This window comes from Haliea atlantica, assembly GCF_054779855.1.
The window spans coordinates 1-19,400 of sequence record NZ_BAAGXL010000017.1; the positions used below are offsets into that span (position 1 = coordinate 1).

A 19,400-nucleotide genomic window follows, 5' to 3' on the forward strand; every position below is an offset into this window, starting at 1 on the left:
CAGTAAATACGGGGCCTTCAACGGTTTTTGCAGTATTTGGAGGCAAAATCCCTAGGACCCCCCTCTCGAATACATTTGTGCCACCATGCTTCCAACTCGGCCTGCATCCCTGAATGGTTTCCTTTCAATGCCAATACATAGTCAGCTTTGGCCTGAATAATTTGTTGAGCAATCGCTTGCTGGCAACCCATTGCATCTAACGTGATAATACAACTCTCTATATCTAATAGACTTAATAGCTCGGGTATCGCGGTAATCTCATTACTTTTTTCACTCGTGGCTTTTTGACCAAGGACAAGCTGGTGTGCACAACACCACGCACTGACTGAATGGAGTGGATTGCGCCTATGACGAGTATCAAAGGTGCGTCGGGCTGTTTTTCCATCAATAGCAATGACCTCACAATTCGTGACATCAATGAGCCCATTTATCCATTTTTGAAAAGCCTGCTCCACCTCTTCTGGCTTTAGTCTGCACAGCACGCGAGCAATAGTATCGTGTCGAGGAATACCTGATGTAAACGGACGAAACTTGCGTAACCAATCCAGTTTGTGTTTACCAAATATTTCAATGTCTTCCCAACCTTCAGCGCCTGATATCACAGCACTTAGCGTGAGAAACAAAATATCGAGTAGGTCGTACTTCTTGCAGCGTTCTATTCGTGGATCAACAATATGAGCACAGCTTGAAATGAACGTCGGTGGTATCATGGTCAGTTCTCGGCGAGTTTTCTTACCTGATCTGATCATCGACTACACAATAAGTTCAAATTAAAACGATCTTGCCGTGGGCATCAAGCCACTTGCTGCGAGAACACTTGCCTTGCCACCGAGTTTGGCCGTGACGGTCTACGCCGTGCACGTAAAACACTGACTTGGCAATATCAACTCCGACGCGGATAGTATTCATTTGGGCTTTTCCTCATCTTTATGATGGTTGACTAATCACTCACCATTTTGGCACGTAGATGCCGGTTAGGTGAGGAGGAGTCCATCCCATTGCTTACGTTTTACCCTGACCGGGATCCGTCGCATGCCCGACATGCCGTTGTGCCTGGCAGTCAGGTGAGCAGCGACGGACTCGGGAGCTTCCGGGCCTTCGATGCGTCTACCTACCCTCATGTGCGCCATATCACCGGCGGTGGGCGTGCCAGCGTGGCGAACCCGGAGTTCAACTCGGTCAACACGCTGCTCGGTAACCTCAAGAACCCGATCACCGGTACCTATCATGCTATATGCGGGCAGCACGCCCCGCGCTACCTGGCCGCCGAGCTCGAGTATCGCTTCAATCGGCGCTATGACCTCAAGGCCATGATCCCGCGCTTTCTCACGGCCGCCGCCCGAACGCCGCCGATGCCGTACCGGTTCCTGAGGATGGCTGAGTTTTATGCGTAATCAGGTAATGTCTTGCTCATGCATTCCGCTTCTTTTGGGCGGCCAGCAGATCCAGCGCCACATCCACGATCATGTCTTCCTGGCCACCCACCATGCGGCGTTTGCCCAGTTCCACCAGAATATCCACGGTCTTCAGCCCATACTTCTGCGCCGCCACTTCGGAATGGCGCAGGAAGCTGGAATAGACACCGGCGTAGCCCAGGGCCAGGGTTTCCCGGTCGACACGCACCGGACGGTCCTGCAGCGGGCGCACGATGTCGTCAGCGGCATCCATCAGGGCGTACAGGTCGGTGCCGTGATCCCAGCCCTGTTTATCGAAGGCGGCAATGCACACTTCCAGCGGCGCGTTACCGGCGCCGGCACCCATACCAGCCAGGCTGGCGTCAACACGGTCACAGCCTTCTTCCACCGCCACCATCGAGTTGGCCACACCCAGCGCCAGGTTATGGTGGGCGTGGATGCCGGTTTCGGTTTCCGGTTTCAGGACGTCTTTGAGCGCCCGGAAGCGGTCGCGGATGTCGTTCATGTTCATGGCACCGCCGGAGTCCACCACGTACAGACAGGTGGCGCCGTAGCTTTCCATCAGCTTGGCCTGCTCGGCCAGACCTTGCGGGGTCTGCATGTGGCTCATCATCAGGAAGCCGACGGTGTCCATACCCAGCTTTCTTGCGTGTTCGATGTGCTGCCTGGAGACATCGGCTTCGGTGCAGTGGGTAGCCACCCGCACGATGCGGGCACCGGCTTTGTAGGCGTTGTCCAGGTCGTGAACAGTGCCGATGCCGGGCAACAGCAGGGTGGCGATTTTGGCGTGTTCGATGACTTCGGCCACCGCTTCGATCCACTCCAGGTCGGTGTGGGCACCAAAGCCGTAGTTGAAGCTGGAGCCTTGCAGGCCGTCACCGTGGGCGACTTCGATGGAATCGACTTTGGCCTTGTCCAGCGCCCGTGCAATGCCCTGCACGTTCTTGATGGAGTACTGGTGACGGATGGCGTGGCTGCCGTCCCGCAGGGTCACGTCGGAGATGTAGAGTTTCTTGCCGGGATTGAATGTCATTGTTCGTTCCTCCTCAGTTGACCAGCGATTCGGCGATGCGCTCGGCGGTGCCGAGAGCCGCGGAGGTCATGATGTCCAGATTGCCGGCATAGGCCGGCAGGTAATGGGCGGCGCCCTCCACTTCCAGGAAGATCGAGGTCTTTAGACCGCTGAAGCGGCCCAGGCCCGGGACGTTCATGGGCTGGTCTTCGGGAATATCGTCGAACTGTACTTTCTGCTTGAGGCGATAACCGGGCACGTAGCTGTTGACGGCCTTGACCATTTCTTCCACCGAGGCTTCCACTTCCGCCTGGTCGGCGGCATCGGAGAGCACGTAGACGGTGTCCCGCATCAGCAGGGGCGGTTCGGCCGGATTGAGGATGATGATGGCCTTGCCCTTCTGGGCGCCGCCCACCACTTCGATGGCCTTGGAGGTGGTTTCGGTGAACTCGTCGATGTTGGCACGGGTGCCGGGACCAGCCGATTTACTGGAAATGGACGCCACGATTTCGGCGTAGTGCACTTTCGCCACGCGGGAGACCGCCGCCACCATCGGGATGGTCGCCTGGCCACCGCAGGTGACCATGTTGACGTTGCCTTCGTGCAGGTTCTGTTCCAGGTTCACCACCGGGACGCAGTAGGGGCCGATGGCCGCCGGCGTCAGGTCGATGATCTTGATGTTTTCCTTGTGGCCCCGCAGGAACACTTCGTTGTGGCGGTGGGCGCCGGCGGAGGTGGCATCAAACACGATATCGATGTCGGCAAACTCCGGCATTTTCACCAGGCCATCCACACCTTCGTGGGTAGTGGCGACGCCCATGCGGTTGGCGCGGGCCAGGCCGTCGGATTCCGGGTCGATACCGACCATGGCACCCATTTCAATATGTTTACCGTTGCGCAGGATTTTGATCATCAGATCGGTGCCGATGTTGCCCGAGCCGATGATGGCTGCTTTGATTTTCTTACTCATGACTCTTTCCTGTTGCTTATATCAATCGAACCGCACGGAGCAGCTTCCAATACCCGCCAGCGTCATCCGCAAATTGTCACCCGCATTGACCGGCACCATGGCGGACAAAGCGCCGGACAAAATGACTTCACCGGCCTTTAGCGACATTCCAAGCTGGCCAAGGGTGTTGGCCAACCAGGCAACCGCAATCGCCGGGGACCCCATGGAGGCTGCACCTGCCCCCGTACCCACGATCCGGCCGTTTTTTTCCAGCACCATACCGGTTGTGAACAGGTCCAGATTACGGGGATCCACCAGGCGATCACCAAGTACGAACACGCCACACGACGCGTTATCCGCGATCGTGTCCTGAATCCGAATCTTCCAGTCGCGAATTCGTGAATCCACAATCTCAAAACACGCCATCACACCTTCGGTGGCTCTGTGCACATCAGCGACGGTGACACCGGGACCGTTCAGATCCCGCTTCAGAACAAAGGCGATTTCACCTTCCGCTTTCGGTTGGATCAGAGATTTCATGGCAATCGACTCGCCCTGGTTGATCACCATGCGGTCCGTCAGCTGGCCAAAATCGGGTTGATTCACACCCAGCATGTCCATGACAGCCTGACTGGTAACGCCTATTTTTTTTCCAATAACTCGCTCACCTAGCGCTAACCTCTTAGCAAGAAATAGTTTCTGTATTTGGTATGCATCTTGGACGGTTAGCTCTGGATATCGATCCGTAATACTCTGTATCGGCGTAGAGCTCTGGTACGCAGAAAAAAGTTCCTTTGCAATCCTGTCACTGGTACTAGAACACATATTTATTCTTCACCCCTCATTTCCTCGCCTGAAGAAATTTGATTTCAAATCGGCGCCTTCAATAACTGCATCAATACAAATCCGAATTATTATTAACGCTTGCATTAAAGGCACCCGATTCTATCTACCCACAAAATTCAGCATACTACTCGTTGATCTCATTAAAGAAGTCAGCTACGAGACGGTTGAATCGATCTGTATGTTCAATTTGTGTCCAATGCCCACAGCGACCGAAAACATGCAACTGCGCACGATCTATGACTTCAGCCAAGTGCAAGCTGCTGGATAACGGGACAACCCGATCCTCTCTTCCATGAATAATCAATGTCTCATTGGAGAGACTTTTAAGCTCTTCATCAGAGCTAGCCAACGAGTCTATCCACCGCTGGCGCGGGGCAGGGAACATGCTTGCGAATGACTCCTGAACCCCAGGGCGAATACTTGCTTTATATCGCACCTCTGCTAATTCATCGCTCACCAGGGAACGGTCATAAGCGAAGAGATCGAGAAGCTTGCGCATATTCTCTATAGACGGTTGGTAACCCCAGACTGCATCCAGGCCCTCTGTGAGCTTGAACTTAGTGCCAGCTGCGCCCATCAGGACCAAACGACCCACTCGCTCCGGATACCTCAGAGCGGTAGCAATCGCGAGCCCCCCCCCAAAAGAATTACCTACGATGTGAGCCTTTTGAATATCCAGAGCGTCCATAACACCGATGATGTGCTGGACCCAATTATCCAGGGAAAACTCATAGCCTTCAGGTTGTTCGGTATAGCCAAAGCCAACCATATCCGGCGCAATTACACGATAGAACTGGCTTAGATAGGGAATATTCAGACGCCAGTTGGCGTAGGCCGTCACACCCGGTCCAGAGCCGTGAACCAGAATGACTGGGTATCCTTCTCCAACGTCGTGGTAATTGGTTTGGATACCTGCCGCCACAATGCTCTTGCCGATTTCAGGGTTTGTCATCTCTCAATCCTCATTTTTCGAAATATTGGGTCACTATGTTTCTGCAGGCGTGCTTACCCCGGTAAAAAGCAGGGGGTTAAAACTTGTAGGTGTATGCAAAACCCAAACTATCTTGGGAATGTTTAACCTCTATAGGATCAGAGGTATTGGGCAGTCTGGAGTTGGTCATTGTCTCTTCGAACGAATGGGTCCAGGCGAAATCAACCCTACTAGCCTTTGACCATTGATAGGAAAACCCTAACGACCCAAATGTGTTGGGAATTGCCGGAATCACCGCAAGTACAGTACTAGAGCGTAGCGCCTGAGATGCGAATCGTACCCCGCCACGTAGCGTCCACTTTCCTATCATATAGGCGGCACCCAGCGACAGTGTCGTTTGATCTTTGTAATTCTGCGGCAGCAGAATATCGATATTTTTGGCCACTATCCGCCACAAAACCAAGATCGATATCTTCCATCGCATCCTCCCAGAAGATCCGGGAGAGGTCAGCCGCCAGCAACCACTGGCTACCAACCTGGTGGCTTATCCCCAGATTCAATTGAGCGGGTGTTTGAAAATCGCGGATTTTAACCGTTCCAGGTAGCGCGATTTGTCCGGCAACAGCATCGACCGCAGTCAGAACGCCATCCCCTTTCATGTCCTCGATATGGCTCTTCATGGAATAAGCAACCCCTATTCGGGTGTCCGGGCTGTACTTGTAGATCATACCCACTCGCCCCCCAAACCCCCAGGCATCTACACCGCTTGCAACCGGGTGGTTTCTTGAAAAGCTGAAATGCGCGCCGCGAAAGTCAGGCAAACCTCCGAGCACAGGTACAATAGTCCCACTCACACGACCAGACCCCATAAGCGATCCTACCTGGTCCGCCCCCATCAACATTTCAAGGTTCAGGCCTTGCCACAGGGCATCCACGCTGGCCCCTACTATAAGCTGGTCATTAACCTCATAGCTGGCAGCAAACGGGATATTCATGGTAAGCAGCCGACTGGAAGACTCGAGCCCCGTATCAAGCCCCCCGGTGGCACGGGAGAGAAAACCGTCATTACCGTACTCTGTCCCTACCCCACCTTGAGCAAAGGCACCAAAACCAAGCGCCAGGGAGCCATTGCGATAGGTATAGGCCAGCTGCGGCGCAGCATATGGGCCTCGGTTTTTCGAGTGATCTCTGGAGGAGGAGACCTCCCCAGTGGCTTGGTCTTTAACCGAGATGTCAGCAATTACAACATCGAAACCCACATGAACTTCAGAGCCGAGCTCCATTAAAGATAGCGTCGCAGGATTCGTCATCATACCCGCTGCACCCACATCATAAGCAGTTGCAGCTCCGCCCATCGCCGTGGAAATTGGACCATGCCCAACAAATCTGAACACGTCGCTGACCGCCAAGGCATTTCCGGCGGTCATCATCAAGCCAGCTATAACAGATGTTATTTTTATTTTTTCATTCATTTTTATTTTTTCCTTCATTATTATTTTATCTCTACCAATTCCCGTTAGTAGAAGCTGTTATTTTCTTCGTACCGATTTATGCCCCCACATGGCAGTTCGGTTGTGTCTTGTCACCACCCAGGAACAATCATCGACGTCACGAGCACCCCAGCCAAATTCAAGTTCAAACCCGGATGGTGTTTCAGCATAAAATGAGACCATGTGGTCGTTAACGTGACGTCCGATCGTCGCAGTGATCATGCTAGATGTATTGTTGTCACTTTCCTCAGCCTGAAGGTTAGAGTCGGTTAATTTGTCTGACGACCCATCGAGCCGGTCGTAGGCATAACCTACATCATCAAGCGTCAAGGCTTGCAGCAAGAAATGGTGAACCCTCTTGGGTAACGGAGCCTCGGCGATAGCCAGGGTGTGGTGGCGACCATTGCAATGAAGGAAATAACCTCGCACAGTAATATCCGGGCCCATCGCGATGTCGATTACGTCGGATAACTGAAAGCCTAACAGTTCCGTGTAAAACGACAGGCCTTTCTCAATATCTGGAACCGCATAAAAATAATGTCCCGCTCCTTGCTCTCCGGTAACGAACCCGCTGACACCAGCGCTAGAGATAAAAGGCTGCTCAAATAACTCTGTGGCCCCATAGTAAAGCTCCAGGGACATCCCAAATGGATCATTGAATGAGATCAAATCCATCACGCCACGTTTTTCTGCCAGTTCAGTGTCGCCCGTCTTGACCTCAACCCCGGCTTCACGTAGACGTTCCGTCATCAGCCTCAACGCCTTGGGATTGGCCACTTCATAGCCTGCAAATTCGAGGTCGTCAGAGTCACCTTTTTCTATCGCTATTCGCCACTCCCTTGAATCCATACGATATAAGGCTTTCTCATCAGAGCCATTAACCTCCATCAATCCGATTTTCTTGGTGAGATAGGAGCGCCACGCTTGCACATCGCTTACAGAGAACCCCATGTAGCCCAGACTTTTGATACCCATTTATATCTCCTTATTCGATTTATTCGATATTGAGCTTGTCAAGGAGGTCATTACCTCCAGCCACAGAAAAGAGCCCACGGACACCCATCCCACCGTCATAGTTTAACAGTGCACCAGTAGCGGGTGCGGAATCCCCTCTTGTGGCGAAAAACACATAAGCCCCTGTGTACTCATCAACATCGGGCATACGACCGATTGGTAGTATGCTTTTCAACATTTCCCCCAACGGGATTTCAGATATGGATTTCTCGTTCATACCTAATGAACCTGGCCCTGACAGGCTCGTATTCATCCCGCCAACGCCAACACCATTAACGCGTATGTAGGGTGCCAACTCAAATGCAAGTTCACGTACCAGGCCGACAACCGCGTGTTTTGTAGCCGTATATAGAGGTCCACCGCCATTGGGATAAAAGCCCGCATTTGAAATCGTACATATAATGCTGCCACGACTGGCAACGAGAGCCGGTAGGCAAGCCTTTACAGCGAGAATATAGCCCTTTACATTAATCTGAAATAATTCATCAAACGCCTTGTCGATATTATCTTCCGGTAAATCGACAAGAGACATGTTGTAATCCCATATACCCGCATTGGGTATTAACACATCGATTTTTCCAAACGTGTCAACACATTGGGTGGCCGCTCTTTTCAGATCCTCCAAAGAACGCACATCACCGGCAATCGATACCACTGCTTTACCGTGTTCTTGCTCCAGCTGGCGAACTCGATCCGGAGATTTATCGAAAACTGCGACCTTGGCACCTTCCTTAACGAATCTATCTACCAGGGCACGACCCAACCCTGACGCACCCCCGGTAATAAATACTACTTCATCTTGTAATTTCATAAATAGGCTTCCTAATTGGAAATCGTGTAGATCTTCAAAATTAATCTCGCTCGGCGTCGCTATGCCTTAGCCTTCAAAAAGTCCCTCAGACTGAATTGAGGATCAGCCAACTCTGGCGTGGAAACAGGAACACCTCGCGTCACCAGACGGCTTGCAATCGAAAAATCTCGCGGATCATCAATGGCTATGGCCGCTTCCACGCGGTTATCCAGGACCCTGAACAACAGACGGGATTTACTCTGTTCGTTATTGCGCACAACAATTTCGCCTGGGCCGTTAATATCACCTGCCATCTGGAGTCTGTGCCCTGCAATTTCAGTCCAGGAGGTTTGGGTCTGAGGCGAGGGTTGGGGCTTGCCCAACATAGCGAGGGCGGCAGTTTCCGCCTCTATTTGGCTGTTCAGGTATGTCTCAAGTGAGCGCCGCTCACCCGATCTCAGTGGCCAGGCAGCCACATCCCCAGCTGCGAACACTCTGGGATCTGAACTTTTTCCAGTGGCATCGACGAGTACACCACCACCCGGTTGACACTCAATACCGGCTGCGCGAACGAGATCATCGGCCGGCTCGGCCCCGATGCTTACCAGGACGGTGTCAGCTTCTATTCGTCGACCATCAGTGCACACAACCGCACGCACGCGTTCGTCGCCTTCGAAACGCAAGGCATGCGCACTTCTTTCAACCTGAACGCCAATACGTTCCAATTCGTTACGACACCACTTGCCGGTATCACGGCCCAGAACACGTAACAGTAGTTCGTCCCCAGACTCCAGAATGGTGACGCTGGCACCAAGACCACTAGCGGTGGTTGCCACTTCACATCCGATCAGGCCGCCACCAATGATTACCAGGGACTTGGCCGTTGCCAGTGAATCCTTCAGCCTGTTGGCATCTTCGTATGTTCGCAGTGTATGGATGCCCGGCAGATTGCTGCCCTCAGCCTGGATGCGCCTTGCGCGTGACCCCGTTGCCAGGAGTACATAGTCGTAGGGAATGTGGCCGCCGGACTGCAAGCGAACCTGCCGGTTTGCGATATCAATTTCAGTCACCCGCTCCGCCAGATGGAGCGTTATGTTAGCTGACTTACTCCAGTCAGGCCCCAGGATCGCCGCGGGCTCGTTAACTTTTCCCGCCAGGAGCTCCTTGGACAGACACGGTCGATCATAGGCAACACAGGGTTCTTCTCCTATTAGGTGAATCGTCCCCTGATACCCTTCAGTGCGCAGACAGCGAGCCGCAGTTACCCCGGCAAGCCCGGCGCCAATAATAACAATTGATTTACTCATGGCGCATAATACCCGGCGTCAAAATCAACGAGGACATCATCGCCCTCGATTTTTAACGGAAACATTTTGAGCGGATCACATGGAGGTGCCGCTTTTACCTTGCCCGTGCGTACACAGAACTTACCCATATGCAGAGAGCATTCGACGATGTCACCTTCGAGGTAGCCCCCTTCAGATAAGGACCAATCTCCATGAGTACATCTATCCTGTGTCGCGAACAGCTCACCATCGACGTTGAAAATCGCGATAGCTCCCTCGCTACCTTCAACCTTCAGGGCCTCACCAACGGGAATGTCAGATACGTTACATACTACGGAAAATGTCATTATTTTGTTGTCTCCTAACACTTGGTTTGGTTCGCGACTCAACTTTCAGGCAGGAATTGATAAGGTTCACTTATAAAGCTTTCTCCATATATGAGAACTTTATAAGTGAACGACAGGAGCTTTATACCAATCAGAAAAAATGGCTGAGATTATTAGCAGTAATCGTGCTCTGATCGAGTATTATGGTTCGCTGGGCAATCTTGAACCCGAGTCCATTGGTCACACGGTGCAAAATATCTCTGCGCTCACCAACATATATGTCCGTCATACGCTCCAGTCGGTTTCTGTAACAAAGGAACGCGGAACTAACCTCCAACGCGGCAGAATCCTCTGTTTGACGGACGATCACGTTATTGACAATGTGTCGGCTGCGGGAAGGCGGATCCTCGGTCCAGTTTAGGCCTGACAGTCTCCCACGAATTCTTGCCCGTAAGCTCTCATAGTCTTCGTCAAAGTGGGCGTTACCTCCCGGGGGAATGTACTCCAGGGCCTTATCCCGGGAGATATGGCTGGTTCGAATCGGCATCCAGTACCGAACGTCTTCGGTCATCAAAGCCAGCCAGTCCTCGTATTTCTGATAATCAAGCAACTGGGCCTCGCGGTAATAGAATTGTTCCACGGCGTGTTGAAGCTCATGATCAATGGGCTTCAGTGGCCATTCGATCGGTTTAGTAAGATCACTAGATGTCATTTTTTATTCCTTCTATCTACATTAGGTGCTGACATAAGATTGAGCGTTTAAGCAAAGCCAACTCCAGACCTAGGACCAATGCCTTTGGAATTCGGCCAGATTAATAGCCACCAAGACTGAGTTGATCTTGTTTCGCCGGCTCAGCCACCTTTCGCATTCCCCAGCCGCAGTAGACACAGGGAATGCGATTACTTTCTTCGATGTTCTCAATCGCTCATGGCCGCAGCGTTTCCCAGCTTGGCTCGGACATCATGCGAGCCCAGTGATGGTACATTCCGCGCGCGGCTTCCTCGCTATAGACGTAGCTGGTCTTTCCAGGAAATTCTGGATTGTTTTTATTCGGGACACCGGCACCCATCTGAGCACAGAGGGGTTGACTTCTCGCCTTATGACCCCGCAACCCTCGTTGAACCTCTACCCAGTTTTCGCCGTCGTCCTGCTCATAGGTTCCACCCTGGTTGAAGGTGAAAATGTTCTTCCTGCGATACTCTTCCTTAATTTCCTCCGGTGCATCGGCATCCACTACAATGAAGGACCATACCTCGACCTCATGGGGCCCGCGCGGATGCCAAGTACGGACTGTATTGATTCCTGGGAGAAACGAACACGTCGGGAAAATTGTCATGTGCTGTGCGACCATTCGGTCAGCGGGAAGCTTTTGCCCCAAACGGCTCTGAGCGCGCTCAGCTGCAGGCCCTTTGGTCCAGTAATCAACCACCTTAGGCCCCATAATGGCTTGAAGGAGCGAGAAATCATCATTGAACCAACCGGTTCCGTGCCCGCCCCACTTGGCTCGGAACTGATTACCGGTTGACGGCAGTTTCACCTGAGACAGATCCACGTCGGGCGGAAGGCTGGACAGCACGCCCGCCAGATGCGTCATCGTGCCTGCGTGGTACATATCACTGCAGAACTGCTCGGCGGCAAATTTCCAGTTACATGGGATTACCGTTTTCTGCATGCCACTAATAACCTCGGTACCCGCCTCGGTCCGATCGAGCATTACATCCATATAGGGGGTTGCGTCGCTCAAATAGGTGAGCAGATCCGGGGCCTCTTCATCCCAGTTGGCGAAAATCAAACCTTTATAGGTATCCACACGCGCTTGCAGCGGACCCCAATCGGCCTTGTCGAACCCACAGTCACCCTCTTTCTTGTCACAAAAGGCTTCTTTCTCGAAGGGGACGTTGACTAGATTTCCGGCGGTATCGTAGGCCCAGCCGTGATATGTACAGGTGAATGATTTTGCGTTTCCGAAATCCGAACGCTCAATTCGCATACCACGATGCCGACACTGGTTCAGGAAGACCTTGATGCTCCCATCTTTCTGCCGAACGACGATGACAGGATCTTCAGCCATATAGGTTGTGATATAGTCGCCCGCCTTGGGAATATGCCCCTCGTGCCCAAGAAGCAGCCAGGAACGAGCAAAGACTCTCTCAAGCTCAATTTCATACAGGTCCTGATCTGAATAAATACGGGGATCAATCAGCCCTATCTCCTGATCCACTAGATTTTTGATTTCTTCATTAGACCATTTTTTCACCCATTTTATGGGCGTTTCGGTTACTTCACTGTTGTTCATTATTGAGCTCCTATGCTTTGTCTTCTCTCAAGATGCTCCAACGAAAGCATCTACCAAGCTTCTTGTTTTTGCATCGCAAGTAAACCCTACGATGCCGACACCAATCTGAACTGAAATGTACCAATGGACCTAGCCATATCTAATCCCGATCCCGCGAAACCTGCCCGATTGAACTTGGCTCGACGCATACTCCAGAACTAAGCATTGGCTAGCGCAAAGTTGTTGACCCTTAAGGCGCTTGACTTTATCTGATCCAGCCCTGTTTATTTCAAATCGCAGATATTATGTCGCGCTGGCCGGCACGGGGATATCCGATTTCTTTAAATCGCCATCCGTTTTTTAAGGTACACGCCCGGTCATCACTCTTTGTCAGGGGTAGCGGGCGTCCAGTTTTGGGACAATAACTCGTCGATGATGTTGGCCTTCTGCATTGGCAGGCGGGTCAGCGCATCCTTTAGACAGGCATACCGATTATTCTCGTAGCCTGGCGGACTGAATCAGGGCATCGTCTTGTTTTTGAGTTCCAGATGGACAGCCGGGAAGACCGGCTCAAAGAAGCGCAACCAGTGAGAAAAGCTTCCTGGACGCATTGAGATGGATGACGCCTATCTGGGCGGTGAACGGTCGGGAAAGCGCGGGCGCGGCGCACAAGCTCCCGTTTGTCGCCGCAGTGCAAACCAATGAAGAACGCCGTACCGGTTCCTGAAGATCGCTGAGCCTTATGCGTAATCAGGTTAGTCGATGAGGTTGGCTTCTGCACGCATACGGCGCAGAGTCTCTGATGGCAGCTCCCCGAAAGTGTACTTATAGCTATCGGCAAAGCGTCCAAGATGTAGGAATCCGTAGTCAATAGCCACTTCGGTGACACTTCTCGCTGCAGCGTCCGGGTTACTCAAGTGAGTATAAACGGCTTCCAATTTGCGCTGGCGTATGAATCGCATGGGTGTCGTACCAGCATGCTTCTTAAATAGCTCATTTAAAGAGGGAGCACTCATACCTGCCAGCTCGACCAATTGCTCCAGACAGCTAATTTGCTTGATATTGTTCGAGATGAACTCTTCCAGACGTTGGAACGAATCGCCCACACAACTCATCGGCTCGCGGCTAATATTACCGCCAGGTATGGCGAGCAACTTACTTATTAAAAGCTTGGCATAGCGTTCCCCCACCTGAAGATGAGACTCGTCATTTTCCGCTTCCTGACATACCAAGCTAAGCAAACTAATTAAGCCATCCTGCTTTGCGTGACGATAAATCGGGGCGAGGCGCGCCCTCGAGTCCGAGTAACTCCACCTATTTTCGCTGCAAACCGAGTGAATTAAACGAGCGGGAATTTTGACGACAAGCTTCTCGTAGTTGTCTGAGTAGGTAAGGTCTAAAGTGCTGTCAGGGTTTAGTAACAATAATTCGCCGGGGGCTAATGTATGCTCTTCACCACCCGCTCTCAATGAACAGAGCCCTTTAAGCACGAAGTGCACATGGTAAAGACCTTCGCGTTCATGCGGCGACGACGAGACTGCCGCTCTGTCACCATAGCACATTTGGAACAGACCCAAGCCGCCAATCTCGACGTGTTTCAGATTAACCTTTAGATTTTTAATGCGGTTTTGGACAACACGATGGGAGCCTGCATGCTCGTTGGAATAACTGACAGCATCGCTAAGGCAGCATCTGCTTAAAATTTGGCTTTTTTCACTTAGCATTACCATTAATCCTTCATTGTAATTATTATTGGTTGGCGATTTGCACGATCGAATCGTGACCCGATGCTGCGAAAACCAAAACACCAAACCTCAATTTAGGTCAATGTCAATATTAATTTATCACTGAATCCTTGCCCTCCCAAAGCCTGCTATAGCGGGCTTTGGGAGGATATAAGAGCATCGCACACCCAGTCAGTGCTTTCGGCTCACGCGCACTTTCATTCTACAACAATCCCGAACCGAGTTCTATACTTACACCCCACAGCGGCCTGGCCCCGGCACGGCTAGCGCATTTTAATCCCAGATTCTAAAAGGGTTGAGCGGTAATCATCATCCAGCGCAGCCATTTTCCTTTTGGCTTTCATACTCGCTGTTTTTGTTTCATCTTGTTTAAATAAGGCCATGGCTATTTTTCGCATGACATTGAAGACCAGTGCGCCGTGTCCTTTACGGATCCTTGACTCGTCTTCTCTGAACGTCATATCCAACACCCAATGCATACTCTCGACTTGCCAATGGCTGCGTACACAATTTAAAGCTTGCTCTGCATTTAAACCCAGAGAGCTCACGTACCAGCGTGTTTCAACGCTATCAGTGTTTGTCGATTTTTCATGTATTTTTGATGTCACTTGAATAACGCTTTTTAGGCCGCTCCATTGATACTGTTTAGTTAGCCAGTTTTTCTGGATGAGTAGTTGCTGACAGGTTCTGGTTTCAATGCGCCCATGGCCTGCATTGATTTCTGTATGCGTCGAGTACACCTCGTCTGATAAGCCCTCCCGCACACTTTTATGCCACCACGCCGCCAGCTCTGCCTGCATACCTGAGTGATTGCCTTTAAGTGCCAAAATGTAATCGGCTTTTTGCTTCACAATTTGCAAGGCTATTTCACGCTGACATCCCATGGCATCCAAGGTAATAATACTGTTTTCTATTTCCAACATGCTCAGCAATTCAGGAATGGCAGTGATTTCATTGGTTTTGTTATCGACGGCCACTTGCCCGAGCACGAGTTGATGCTGACAACTCCAGGCGCTGACCGCATGCAGCGCGTTGTTTCTCTCTTTGGTGGAAAACGAACGACGGGCGGTTTTACCGTCAATCGCAATCACACCACACCCTGTTTCTTCAATAAGCGAGGATATCCACGCTTGAAAGGCTTTCTCGATTTCAGCGGGTTTTAATCGGCAAATCACCCGTGCAATGGTATCGTGACGTGGGATCCCTGCTTCAAAGGGCCGGTATTTGCGTAGCCAGTCAAGCTTGATATGACCAAACTGCTCAATGTCTTCCCAGCCTTCACTGCCTGACATTACCGCACTTATCGCCAGTAACAAGATGTCGAGTAAGTTATGTTTTTTACAGCGTTCAATACGCGGATCAGAAATGGGGGCAAAATGTTTCAGGAAAGTCGGGCTCATCAAAGTGACCAAGTAAGTGATTAGACCTCGATCTGATCGTCACTTAGGCTAAAAGTTCAATTTATAATGATCTTGCCGTGATATTGAGCCAGCGTAAAACTCATTTTCCTGTCTCTAGTGTTTATTTTTTCTAAAACTACACGGATTTTTTTACCGAGCGTAAACTTCGTATTTTTGCTTGCTAGCAGCTGTCTATCGGCATCAAACTCAAATTCCCCTAGTGTTTCAGACGAGATCACCCCCTCAACACCGCTGTCTTTTAACTCTACAAAAACACCAAAGCTGGCTACCCCGGATACGCTGGCCTCAAATGTCTGTCCAATATATTTTTTCATATACTGGCATTTAAGCGAGGCCTCAACTTCCCGACTAATTTCATCAGCTTGCCGCGATTGTAATGAGCAATGAAGGCTGAGCTGTTCCAATTCGCTAAAGGAATATGGATAAACTTGTTTATCGATTGGAGTCGGCTTAAATTTTTCGAGGCTTAAAAAGCCGAGTATTCTATTCAGCGTGCTATTTTCTTTACTTTGAATCTTTGCTCGAATCGCTCTATGCGTTATCAAGTCAGGGTATCGACGAATAGGAGACGTGAAATGAGCATAGGCATCATAGGCCAAGCCAAAGTGTCCCTTATTCTCAATTGAATACTCTGCTTGACTCTGTGAGCGGAGCAACAGTAATCGAATCACATCACTATCAGAACGATGCTTAATTTGACTTAACAGTGCATTATAGTCTTTAGTCGTAGGGTTATCGCCACCACCTAACATTAACCCTTTTTCAGACAAAAGTGATTTCAGTGACGATAGCTTTTTAGATTGCGGTCCTGCATGAACTCTAAACAAACTATTTACTTTATGCTTTTCCAAAAAACTGGCTGTTGCTACATTTGCAGACAACATAAATTCTTCAATCATGCGATGTGCATCATTTCTGTCAATGGCGGTAATAGATTCAATTTTACCTTTTTTGTTTAAATTTAGTTTACGTTCGATTGTTTCAAACTCAATCGCGTCACGGCTTTTACGGACCTTATTCAATACGTTATAGAGTGAGTGTAAATTCTTAATGTGTGGAATAATATTTTTTGCATTTTTTATTTGCGATTTTCTGCCCGTGATCACCCTATTAGCTTGTTCATAGGTGAGACGAGCATGAGAATGAATGACACCTTCAGTAAACACGGCTTGCGTCATTTTTCCCTTTGAATTTATTGTCATATCACACACTAATACTAACCTGTCTTGATTTGGATTCAGTGAGCAAAGCCCATTTGACAGAGATTCAGGTAACATAGGAACCACCAAACCAGGACAATAGATAGACGTTGCCCGAGTTTGCGCCTCAACATCAAGTATATCCTCTGGTTTTACATAATGTGACACATCGGCAATTGCAACTAATAGACGCCAGTCTCCAAGTTGAGTACGTTCACAATAAACCGCATCATCAAAATCTTTGGCATCTTCGCCGTCGATCGTCATAAAAGGTAAATGGCGATAGTCGATTCGCTCCTTTTTATCATCTTCACCAACTTGCTGGCCAAGTGATGCTGCTTGAGCAACCACGTCTGCACTCCAAGTATGGCAGGCTCCATGACGAAGCAACGCCAGTTTTGTTTCAAGACCTGAGCTATTAGGCTCACCAAGAACTTCTGTTACACCAACAAGTGCTAGTTGTCGACGGGTGGGATAATGGAGAATTTCACAATTAACATATTGGCCAATCTTAGCTCCAGCCAAACGACTTTTATCAACCGATAGTGGATGACATATTTTAGTACTGTCAGCTAACAGCATTATCTGATTACCACTCTTTTTCAGAATACCAGCCACGTGAGTCGTATTACGTGCGACAACATTTATCAGTTTGTGACAAGATTTTTTTAATGAGGCTGGCGATAGCAATACTTTCACTGTATCGCCATCAAATACGTGCTTTAATTGACTCTTAGGTAAGAAAAGGTCCTTCTCATCCGAGTTGTATTTAACAAAGCCAAAACCATCTGCGTGAATACTTATTGTACCTGTTACCAGGTTGCTTTGATCGACAACTTGATAGCCACTGGTGGCTTTGAACAAGAGCTGTCCATCGCGTTCCATAGCGCGCAATCGGCGCCTAAGCGATTCTTTTTCTGTGACTTTTTTAAGATTTAAAGCTTGTGCATATTCTGGCCGATCATGAACACCCATTCTGGACGATGGTGAACACTAACTCTGGCGCATCGTGAACACCTATTCTGGTCTGATGGTGAACAGTTTTGCCCTGACGCCAGAATCACTGTTCACGAACCAGAATAGATTTCCCGCATTGATATTTTTGACTGCTAACCTGTTGCCTTTTGCTTTAGGAAACAGGGATGCCAACCAAGAGATTATTAATGCGACAACTTCGAGAAATTCTTCGCCTGAAATTACAGGCAGATCTCAGTATCCGGCAAATCCACCGTAGTTTACGAGTGAGTGTTGGTGCCGTTTCCAAGGTGCTTAGCAAAGCGAATGAGATGAACCTGAGCTGGCCTGACGTTAACCAGCTTGATGATGTACAACTGGCAAGTCGCTTCTATCCAGAAGCGGATACACGCCAGTCCAGGCAGTTTGAGATGCCGGACTGGCGGGATGTGCATCAGGAGCTTACCCATAAAGGCGTCACCAAGCACCTGTTGTGGGAAGAGTACACAGAACAATATCCCAACCGTTGTTACAGTTACCCGCAATATTGCCACCATTATCAGGTCTGGCAGAAGTTACAGCGCCGCTCAATGCGGCAGGTGCACAAGGCCGGTGAAAAGCTTTTTGTGGATTATGCAGGGCAAACCGTACCGATAATCAGTGCCAGTACCGGTGAAGTTCGCCAGGCTCAGGTGTTTGTTGCGGTGATGGGCGCATCTAATCACACCTTCGCGGAAGGTACCTGGACGCAGAGTCTGCCGGACTGGCTGGGTAGCCACACCAGAGCGTTTAGCTTCTTCGGCGGTGTGCCGCAGTTGGTGATACCGGATAATCTAAAAAGTGGGGTGAGTAAAGCTTGCCGCTATGACCCGGATGTCACACCGGCCTATCAGCAGTTAGCGGCTCACTATGGCTGTGCAATTGTTCCGGCGAGGCCCTATAAACCGAAGGATAAAGCCAAAGCCGAAGTCGGTGTGCAAGTGATTGAACGCTGGATATTAGCCCGGTTACGCCATTACACCTTCTTCTCACTGGCAGAGCTGAATACGTGTATCGCTGCGCTCCTCAAAGACGTGAATAACCGTCCCTTCAAGCAGCTCAACGGCAGCCGGCAGTCATGGTTCGACAGCATTGATAAACCTGCACTCGCACCGTTACCCAAACTGGCTTATCAGTATACCGACATCAAAACGGTCAAGGTCAATATCGATTACCATATCCAGTATGATACGCACCTGTACTCCGTGCCTCATCATCTGGTTGGGGAGCGAATAGATGTGCATGCCAGCAGCGCCTTAATCACGTTGTACTTCCACAATAAAGTCGTCGCCAGTCATGCCAGGCAATATCGTCATGGTATGAGTACCGTTCCGGGGCATATGCCTACCCGCCATCAGAAACATCAAAGCTGGACGCCAGGCAGACTCATAAACTGGGCCAAGGATATCGGGGATGAGGTACTTGTCTGGGTAAAACACCAACTGGCCAGCAAATCACATCAGGAGCAGGCATACCGCGTCTGTTTAGGCCTGCTCAACCTCTCACGCCAATATCCGCCACAGCGACTCAATAAAGCCTGTGCTATCGCCAATCATCAGCATCTGTACCGGCTTAAACAAGTGAAAGCCATCCTGACCTCGAATCAGGACAAGCTGTATCAACACAATCAGGACGAGTCGCCAAACCATCTGCCACAGGCTCATGAGAATATCCGCGGCCCACAGAGCTTCCACTAACTCAGGAATA

16 protein-coding genes and 3 pseudogenes are annotated in these 19,400 nt (G+C 50.3%); 3 read left to right on the top strand and 16 right to left on the bottom strand.

All coding sequences use genetic code 11. The features are described 5' to 3' along the window. Window positions 1-59: 59 nt before the first annotated feature. Window positions 60-710 (bottom strand): annotated as a pseudogene (locus ACYVGS_RS10830) (ISAs1 family transposase); the annotation flags it as partial. Between the two features lie 298 nt (window positions 711-1,008). Between ACYVGS_RS10830 and ACYVGS_RS10835 the strand changes: the two are divergent. Continuing rightward, window positions 1,009-1,394, top strand: a pseudogene (locus ACYVGS_RS10835) (transposase); the annotation flags it as partial. A gap of 16 nt (window positions 1,395-1,410) precedes the next feature. Here ACYVGS_RS10835 and dmpG read toward each other — a convergent pair. From dmpG to ACYVGS_RS10895, 12 genes are all read right to left on the bottom strand, one after another. Beyond that, window positions 1,411-2,448 carry a 4-hydroxy-2-oxovalerate aldolase gene (dmpG, locus tag ACYVGS_RS10840; RefSeq protein ID WP_460588698.1) on the bottom strand — a complete coding sequence of 346 codons (1,038 nt, stop codon included), beginning with the start codon at window positions 2,446-2,448 and terminating at the stop codon, window positions 1,411-1,413. Window positions 2,449-2,461: 13 nt separating this feature from the next. After that, on the bottom strand, window positions 2,462-3,397 hold the full coding sequence (locus ACYVGS_RS10845) for an acetylating acetaldehyde dehydrogenase (protein WP_460588699.1): 936 nt from the start codon (window positions 3,395-3,397) through the stop codon (window positions 2,462-2,464). Window positions 3,398-3,418: 21 nt separating this feature from the next. Next, on the bottom strand, window positions 3,419-4,201 hold the full coding sequence (gene dmpE / locus ACYVGS_RS10850) for a 2-oxopent-4-enoate hydratase (protein ID WP_460588700.1): 783 nt from the start codon (window positions 4,199-4,201) through the stop codon (window positions 3,419-3,421). Window positions 4,202-4,346: 145 nt separating this feature from the next. After that, the gene (locus ACYVGS_RS10855) at window positions 4,347-5,174 is read right to left on the bottom strand and encodes an alpha/beta fold hydrolase (RefSeq protein WP_460588701.1); all 828 of its coding nucleotides are present in this window, start codon (window positions 5,172-5,174) and stop codon (window positions 4,347-4,349) included. Window positions 5,175-5,250: 76 nt separating this feature from the next. After that, window positions 5,251-5,580, bottom strand: coding sequence for an OmpP1/FadL family transporter (locus ACYVGS_RS10860; RefSeq protein WP_460588844.1), 330 nt, complete (start codon window positions 5,578-5,580; stop codon window positions 5,251-5,253). Further along, entirely contained in the window at window positions 5,462-6,643 is a 1,182-nt protein-coding gene (locus ACYVGS_RS10865; protein WP_460588702.1) for an OmpP1/FadL family transporter, read from the bottom strand. Before ACYVGS_RS10865 ends, ACYVGS_RS10860 begins: the two co-directional genes overlap by 119 nt. Before the next feature lie 39 nt (window positions 6,644-6,682). Beyond that, window positions 6,683-7,618 carry a biphenyl-2,3-diol 1,2-dioxygenase gene (gene bphC, locus ACYVGS_RS10870; protein WP_460588703.1) on the bottom strand — a complete coding sequence of 312 codons (936 nt, stop codon included), beginning with the start codon at window positions 7,616-7,618 and terminating at the stop codon, window positions 6,683-6,685. Between the two features lie 19 nt (window positions 7,619-7,637). Further along, window positions 7,638-8,468: a cis-2,3-dihydrobiphenyl-2,3-diol dehydrogenase gene (gene bphB / locus ACYVGS_RS10875; protein ID WP_342632650.1), complete on the bottom strand. Its 831-nt coding sequence runs from the start codon at window positions 8,466-8,468 to the stop codon at window positions 7,638-7,640. A gap of 59 nt (window positions 8,469-8,527) precedes the next feature. Beyond that, entirely contained in the window at window positions 8,528-9,754 is a 1,227-nt protein-coding gene (locus ACYVGS_RS10880; RefSeq protein WP_460588705.1) for an NAD(P)/FAD-dependent oxidoreductase, read from the bottom strand. Further along, window positions 9,751-10,080, bottom strand: coding sequence for a bifunctional 3-phenylpropionate/cinnamic acid dioxygenase ferredoxin subunit (locus ACYVGS_RS10885; RefSeq protein ID WP_224415259.1), 330 nt, complete (start codon window positions 10,078-10,080; stop codon window positions 9,751-9,753). The genes ACYVGS_RS10880 and ACYVGS_RS10885 overlap by 4 nt, the downstream gene beginning before the upstream one ends. A gap of 130 nt (window positions 10,081-10,210) precedes the next feature. Beyond that, a complete protein-coding gene (locus ACYVGS_RS10890) occupies window positions 10,211-10,771 on the bottom strand; it encodes a nuclear transport factor 2 family protein (protein ID WP_460588706.1) in 561 nt (186 codons plus the stop codon). A gap of 214 nt (window positions 10,772-10,985) precedes the next feature. Beyond that, window positions 10,986-12,356, bottom strand: a complete 1,371-nt coding sequence (locus ACYVGS_RS10895; protein ID WP_460588707.1) for an aromatic ring-hydroxylating oxygenase subunit alpha — start codon at window positions 12,354-12,356, stop codon at window positions 10,986-10,988. Between the two features lie 570 nt (window positions 12,357-12,926). On the opposite strand from ACYVGS_RS10895, the pseudogene ACYVGS_RS10900 reads away from it, so the two are divergent. Then, window positions 12,927-13,044, top strand: a pseudogene (locus ACYVGS_RS10900) (transposase); the annotation flags it as partial. Window positions 13,045-13,090: 46 nt separating this feature from the next. Here the strand turns inward: ACYVGS_RS10900 and ACYVGS_RS10905 are convergent. From ACYVGS_RS10905 to rnr, 3 genes are all read right to left on the bottom strand, one after another. Further along, window positions 13,091-14,059 (bottom strand): AraC family transcriptional regulator, encoded by a 969-nt coding sequence (locus tag ACYVGS_RS10905; protein ID WP_460588708.1) that lies wholly within the window; start codon window positions 14,057-14,059, stop codon window positions 13,091-13,093. Between the two features lie 284 nt (window positions 14,060-14,343). Further along, entirely contained in the window at window positions 14,344-15,480 is a 1,137-nt protein-coding gene (locus ACYVGS_RS10910) for an ISAs1 family transposase (RefSeq protein WP_112403874.1), read from the bottom strand. A gap of 56 nt (window positions 15,481-15,536) precedes the next feature. Further along, the gene (gene rnr / locus ACYVGS_RS10915) at window positions 15,537-17,675 is read right to left on the bottom strand and encodes a ribonuclease R family protein (protein ID WP_460588709.1); all 2,139 of its coding nucleotides are present in this window, start codon (window positions 17,673-17,675) and stop codon (window positions 15,537-15,539) included. Window positions 17,676-17,842: 167 nt separating this feature from the next. Here rnr and istA point away from each other — a divergent pair, with 167 nt between their 5' ends. Next, on the top strand, window positions 17,843-19,390 hold the full coding sequence (gene istA, locus ACYVGS_RS10920) for an IS21 family transposase (protein ID WP_460588710.1): 1,548 nt from the start codon (window positions 17,843-17,845) through the stop codon (window positions 19,388-19,390). Window positions 19,391-19,400 lie beyond the last annotated feature (10 nt).